The sequence below is a fragment of the Mucilaginibacter sp. P4_G9 genome (assembly GCF_056400985.1).
Genome location: NZ_JBFUKF010000340.1, coordinates 1 through 5,375, shown reverse-complemented (window position 1 = coordinate 5,375; position 5,375 = coordinate 1). Strand labels below are relative to the sequence as shown.

Annotated in this window: 7 protein-coding genes; 6 read left to right on the top strand and 1 reads right to left on the bottom strand. The window is 41.5% G+C overall.

Annotated features, from left to right (window positions below; all coding sequences use genetic code 11):
• Window positions 1-398, bottom strand: a 398-nt coding sequence (locus AC1DPZ_RS21180; protein ID WP_477407160.1) for a PLP-dependent transferase, incomplete at its 3' end; no start/stop codon positions are given.
• Between the two features lie 91 nt (window positions 399-489).
• On the opposite strand from AC1DPZ_RS21180, the gene AC1DPZ_RS21175 reads away from it, so the two are divergent.
• The 6 genes from AC1DPZ_RS21175 to AC1DPZ_RS21150 all read left to right on the top strand — a co-directional run.
• Complete coding sequence (locus AC1DPZ_RS21175) at window positions 490-1,011, top strand: hypothetical protein (RefSeq protein ID WP_477407158.1); 522 nt, start codon at window positions 490-492, stop codon at window positions 1,009-1,011.
• A 159-nt stretch (window positions 1,012-1,170) separates the two neighbouring features.
• The gene (gene mqnE / locus AC1DPZ_RS21170) at window positions 1,171-2,367 is read left to right on the top strand and encodes an aminofutalosine synthase MqnE (RefSeq protein ID WP_477407156.1); all 1,197 of its coding nucleotides are present in this window, start codon (window positions 1,171-1,173) and stop codon (window positions 2,365-2,367) included.
• 110 nt (window positions 2,368-2,477) lie between these two features.
• The gene (locus tag AC1DPZ_RS21165) at window positions 2,478-3,098 is read left to right on the top strand and encodes a histidine phosphatase family protein (RefSeq protein ID WP_477407154.1); all 621 of its coding nucleotides are present in this window, start codon (window positions 2,478-2,480) and stop codon (window positions 3,096-3,098) included.
• Window positions 3,099-3,109: 11 nt separating this feature from the next.
• Complete coding sequence (locus tag AC1DPZ_RS21160) at window positions 3,110-3,859, top strand: menaquinone biosynthetic enzyme MqnA/MqnD family protein (RefSeq protein ID WP_477407152.1); 750 nt, start codon at window positions 3,110-3,112, stop codon at window positions 3,857-3,859.
• A gap of 204 nt (window positions 3,860-4,063) precedes the next feature.
• A complete protein-coding gene (locus AC1DPZ_RS21155) occupies window positions 4,064-4,873 on the top strand; it encodes an SDR family oxidoreductase (protein ID WP_477407150.1) in 810 nt (269 codons plus the stop codon).
• 227 nt (window positions 4,874-5,100) lie between these two features.
• The coding region (locus AC1DPZ_RS21150; RefSeq protein WP_477407148.1) for a hypothetical protein at window positions 5,101-5,375 on the top strand (275 nt) is incomplete at its 3' end.

The following is a 5,375-nucleotide window of genomic DNA, read 5'->3' as shown; positions in this document are numbered from 1 at the left end:
GGCTTAATGTGCTGCAATAATACTTCACTATCGTTAACATCAATAAAATCGAAAGTTAATATACCGGCAAACAGGTTTTTAAGCTGGTTGCGCAGGCCGTGATACATATCATCGGGACAAATAATATGGGTACCCGGTTTAAGTGATTGAAATACGGCCATGCCAGCGGCATTGCCTGATGAAAATGAAGCAGCATCAACACCACCTTCTAATTGGGCTATCACATTCTCCAGTAACGAGCGGTTGGGGTTTGATGACCGGCTATAGATATGCCCTCCCGGAAAATCGCCATCAATACCACGCTCAAATGTGGTAGACATAACAATAGGCTGTATCACAGCTCTTGATGATCCGTCAATATGGTTACCCGCGTGTATGGCTATAGTTTCAGTTTTCATTTTGTATATGTTATAAATCAAAGTAAATAAGATTATTTGTGATTTGCTGTAGCGATAGGCGTAAATATCACGTAATTATTAAAAAACACCTATGAAAAACCTGTACCTGCTTACCATTATCATTGTACTATCAGCCTCCAGCTGTCAAAAAGAAAACATTGCCAAACAAAGCGAATATGATACCAGCTATAAAGCGTGGTTAAGCTTTAAAAGCAACGCAAAAAATTCCTATTCGTACACAACAAGTTTTGGCTCGTGGACAGGTTTTGGTGTTAGCATCAAAACAGGCGTTAGTAATGGTAAAGTTGTATCGCGCGATTACATCCGGATACAATCACGCAATGATGGTACCAACAAAGCTGACACAGTTAAAACCTGGCATGAAGATGCCGCTACCATAAATACACATCCTAATGATGCCGGCATCGCCCTTACCATTGATGGCATATACTTAAAAGCCCGCACCGAATGGCTTAAAGTTGATGCCAAAAGCAACGACATTATATTTGAGGCAAAAAACAATGGTTTAATATCAAACTGTGGCTATGTGCCTCATGGTTGCCAGGACGATTGTTTTAACGGAGTTACCATTACAACGATAACAGCCTTGTAAGCTAAAAGCCAAAAGCTCAAGGCATAAAGCTTTTTGAAATAGGGCTATCTGTCTTAGGCTTCTTTCCGCTCATAATCTGATTGTCAAGAATGACTTGCGCTTTAAGCTTTCCGCCTTGAGCTTTCTGCTTTTTTAGTACATTTGTACAAAGTTTTTTTAATGGAGGCTGAAAATAATTTACAGTTATTATTACAAAATCCGGATCTGCCTGCTGATTTAAAGCACATTGCCGGGAAAGTACAACGCAGCGAACGGATAACCTTTGATGAAGGTGTTACATTATATGAACAGGGCGACCTGGGTTACCTGGGCGTTTTGGCCAACTACATCCGCGAAAAACGCCATGGCGATAAAACTTATTTCAATCGTAATTTCCATATCGAGCCTACCAATCTTTGTGTTTACGATTGTAAATTTTGTTCATACTCGCGCCTGCTGAAACAAAAAGCAGAAGGCTGGGAGTATACCATGGACGAGATGTTTAACATGGTTACCAAATACGATGATGAACCGGTAACCGAAGTTCATATTGTTGGCGGTGTATTGCCGCAATACGATGTGCCTTTTTACCAGGAACTTTTTAACAGAATCAGGGATCATCGTCCCGGGCTGCATATTAAAGCGCTGACACCTGTTGAATACCATTATATATTTAAGAAAGCTAAAATAGACTATGCAACAGGCATGCGCCTGATGCATGAGGCAGGCTTAGGTTCGATACCGGGCGGCGGCGCCGAGATCTTTCACCCGGAAGTTCGTGAACTGATTTCGAAAGATAAATGTACCGGCGATCAGTGGCTGGCAATCCATGAAGAATGGCATAAACTGGGAGGGCGCTCAAATGCTACCATGCTGTATGGTCATATCGAGAAATTCCATCACCGTGTTGACCATATGGAACAGTTACGGCAACTACAGGATAAAACAGGCGGTTTCCAAACGTTTATCCCTTTAAAATTCCGCAACCAGGATAACCAGATGTCGCACGTACCCGAATCGAGCGTAATTGAGGATCTGCGAAATTATGCCATAGCCCGCATCTACCTGGATAATTTTGATCATATTAAAGCTTATTGGGCAATGATCAGTCGCACTACTGCGCAGCTTTCTCTTAATTTTGGAGTTGATGATATTGATGGTACCCTTGATGATACTACAAAGATTTACTCGATGGCAGGCGCCGAAGAGCAGCACCCCGGCATGAGCACCAAACAATTGGTGGAGCTGATAAAAAATGTAGGCAGGCACCCGATTGAGCGCGATACGCTTTATAATGTAGTTACCGATTACAAGGATTTTGAATTCCCGGAAACTCAGCCCAAGCCACAATACTACAAACTGCCGGTAATTAATTAGGTAAAAGCTGAAAGCCGAAGGCCCAAAGCAGAAAGCAGAAGGCAAAAAGCTTCAATTGATTAGAAAAGGGCTTTTTGCTTTAGGCCTTAAGCTTTTAGCTTAAAAAAAGAATGATAGAAAAAACTTTATATATAGTACGTCACGGCCAAACAGAGCTTAACCGGCAAGGAATTGTACAGGGCCGTGGTATGAACACCGATTTGAATGATGAGGGGCGCAAACAAGCCCGTCAGTTTTACGAGGCTTATAAAGATGTTGCTTTTGATAAGATCTATATATCAGCGTTGAAGCGTACCCAGCAAAGCGTTCAATCCTTTATCGACCTTGGTATCCCATACGAAAAGCTACCCGGTTTAGATGAGCTGGCCTGGGGTATCCATGAAGGGCAGCCAAGTACTATCGAAAACCGATCGGTATTTTTACAGATCATGCGCGATTGGATGGATGGCCGTTTAGACAGTAAGTTTGAAGGCGGGGAAAGCCCCAATGAGGTAGCGGTACGCCAGCGGGAAGCTATGCAGCTTATCATGAGTCACCTCGAAGAAAAAACGGTACTGATTTGCATGCATGGTCGTGCCATGCGTCTATTGCTTTGTATTTTAACCGGCAAGCCATTAACCGAAATGGATTGCTTCCCTCACCAAAACCTGGTGCTGTACAAAGTTGCTTATGATGGCAGCAAGTTCGCGATCATCGATTTTAATAATGCCGAACATTTAAAACATTCCTGAAAGCGTTTCTTGTGAAAAAGATCAGAATATCAGCAGTTAGCTATACCAATACCAAGCCCTTTATATACGGTTTACAACAAACAGGATTCATAGATAAAATAGAACTAAGTCTGGACATGCCGTCAGTCTGTGCCCAAAAACTCATAGATGATGTAGTGGATATCGGCCTCATCCCTGTAGCAGCTACCTTAAATCTGCCGCAATGGGAAATAGTATCCAATTATTGTATCGGTGCTGTAGGCGCTGTAAACTCGGTTTTTATTTTTAGTAATTGTGCTGTTGAGGATATCAAATATCTGCAGCTTGATCCTGAATCGCGATCATCAAATAACCTGGCCCTTGTGCTGCTCAAAAACTTTTGGAAGATTAACCCGGAATTGATTAATGATACACCCTGCTATGGTTTATCAACCGAAGCCAATACCGCTTTTGTTCAAATAGGCGACCGCACTTTTGGTAAAAAAGAAAAGTATAAATACGCATATGACCTTGCCGAAGAGTGGCAAAAATTTACAGGCCTTCCATTTATGTTTGCCGGCTGGATAGCCAACAAACCCATCCCGCAGGAATTTATGGATGAGTTTAACGCCGCCCTCAAATACGGCCTCGACCATCGTCATGAACTATTCAAAGAAATCGCCATGCGTGATGATTTTGATATTATGGATTACCTGATGGTGAAGATAGATTTTGATTTAACCGAGGATAAGAAGAAAGCATTGTTTATGTTCCTGGATCTTATAACACAATTACAGGATTAGGCGGGATTTCTTGCTAAATTTCTGAACCGGAATTTGTCGAATTCATTGAATTAATAGAATTTTAACTTCAAAGGCAAATTCTGTAAATTCCTAAATTCAACAAATTCCGGTTCAGATAAAGAATCCTTCCTAATCACTTAATCGTCTTAAAACATTATTCTGCAAATTTCATTGGTTATATTAAACAATTAAAACTGTTGTTAAATGAACCATACTCCATCATTAAAAAACCAGGCGGCGTTAATAACCGGTTCTGATAGCGGAATAGGTAAGGGCGTTGCCATAGCTCTGGCTGCTGCCGGCGCTAAGGTGTTAATCAATTACGCTCATAATCATGATGCTGCCGAACAAGTAGTAAGCCAAATAAAAGCCGCGGGCGGTGAAGCCTTTGCTGTTCGGGCTGATGTAAGCCATGAAGAAGAAGTAAAAGCCATGTTTGCGCAAATGTTTGAGCATTATGGCACTATTGATATCCTGGTAAATAACGCCGGGTTGCAAAAGGATGCCAAATTTGTAGATATGACTTTAGACGACTGGAATAAAGTGATCAGCATTAATTTAACCGGGCAGTTTTTATGCTCGCGCGAGGCTGCCAGGGAGTTCATCCGCAGGGGAGTAGTGGAAGACAGGAGCAGGGCCGCCGGGAAGATCATTTGTATGAGCAGTGTGCATGAAGTAATTCCCTGGGCCGGGCACGTTAATTACGCGGCAAGCAAGGGAGGCATCAGCATGTTCATGAAAAGTATAGCCCAGGAACTGGCTCCTCATAAAATCAGGGTTGTTGGCATCGGGCCGGGCGCCATTCAAACCCCGATCAATAAATCTGCCTGGGAAACGCCCGAAGCTTTAGATAAACTACTCACCCTGATACCTTATAACAGGATAGGTAAACCAGATGATATTGGTAAACTGGCCGCCTGGCTGGCATCAGATGAGGCTGATTACATTACCGGAGCAACCATTTTTATGGATGGCGGTATGACTTTATACCCCGGATTTGCCGATAATGGTTAATTTGATGGTAACAGCAGGTGAATAAATCGGTTTTTGATTTGCTAAACCGATTTTTCATGTTCTTTTTTGTTTAAGATATTGTAAAATATACACTAAGTGATTTGCGAAAATCTAAATTTTATACGTCAATTTGACTGTTATTATCAAATATTCATAAAAATTAAATTTTATTTGCCAAGTTGATAACATTCCTATACTTTTGTTATGGATTTAAAATTTAAACATACATGAAAAAGATATTTTTAACAACCGCAATTGCCGCTTTATTAAGTGTTAATGTATTTGCTGCCGATGGTGGTAAAAGAGTAGATGGAGGCACAAACGTTTCTTACGTAGCCTTACATGGTTTCACAGTTGACTTTGCTGATGCAAAAGACGTAAACTGGACAGTAACCAAAAATTGCCAGAAAGCAACTTTCACCGTTGATGGCGTTAGAAAAACCGCTTTTTATAACCTTAGCGGCGAGTACCTTGGTGTTACACAACGTGTTGACTCTAAAGC

Excerpts from the sequence above, each read along its gene's own strand:
- AC1DPZ_RS21155 (WP_477407150.1), top strand. The coding sequence starts at position 4,064 with ATGAACCATACTCCATCATTAAAAAACCAGGCGGCGTTAATAACCGGT.
- AC1DPZ_RS21175 (WP_477407158.1), top strand. The coding sequence starts at position 490 with ATGAAAAACCTGTACCTGCTTACCATTATCATTGTACTATCAGCCTCC.
- AC1DPZ_RS21165 (WP_477407154.1), top strand. The coding sequence starts at position 2,478 with ATGATAGAAAAAACTTTATATATAGTACGTCACGGCCAAACAGAGCTT.
- mqnE (WP_477407156.1), top strand. The coding sequence starts at position 1,171 with ATGGAGGCTGAAAATAATTTACAGTTATTATTACAAAATCCGGATCTG.